This is a genomic window from Lactobacillus sp. C449L (assembly GCF_059900815.1).
Genome location: NZ_JBWXGA010000055.1, coordinates 1 through 601 on the forward strand (window position 1 = coordinate 1; position 601 = coordinate 601).

The 601-nt window shown below is 54.4% G+C and carries 1 protein-coding gene; it reads left to right on the top strand.

Features of this window, described 5'->3' with window-relative positions:
• On the top strand, positions 1-239 hold a 239-nt coding region (locus AC2JF9_RS08245), incomplete at its 5' end, for a hypothetical protein (RefSeq protein ID WP_500726828.1).
• Positions 240-601: the final 362 nt, after the last annotated feature.

Here is a 601-nt window from a genome sequence, read left to right on the forward strand (position 1 = left end):
CCTTTGAGTTTGACAACCTGCTTTACAGGTTGTCAAACTCAAAGGCGCACAAGGCCGTGATTAAGCTCCGCGGCGTTCAAGTCAATGCAAAGGCGCGTGGAATTGATGTTCGGTTTCTGCCAATTGATGGAGATCCTTTGATCCTCGTAAAGGTTATATCATACTTCGCAATTCTATACTCTAAGCGGAAGAACAAACTGGAGATTGCCCGGAGTCTCCTTCTTATAGACTGCCGCTAATGAACTGAGGCTGCGCGGAAGCCTCAGGAATGAATGCCCGCGTCAATTGCGGCAGGAGTTGCCGAGCCTCCGCAGCCCGTCCTGCCTGGACTAACTGCTTCACCGTATGCCCGCTGAAGCCTGTCAGCGGCTCCTTCTCGAACGGGCCGTGGGCACGCTCAACTGCCTCCGAACCGTGGGGTAATCAAGTCCAATTTGTCAGCTTCCTCGCCCATCGTGCTCTTCATTTCCCTGCTTATCGCAGAAGCAAACCGTGGATGAACTGTGAACAAACGTTGGCGTTCCGGACCTCATCTCGATCAGCCCGAGCAAGCGACGGAAAGCGCATGCGTCCGCCGAAACTGTCCCATGCTCCGACGCCG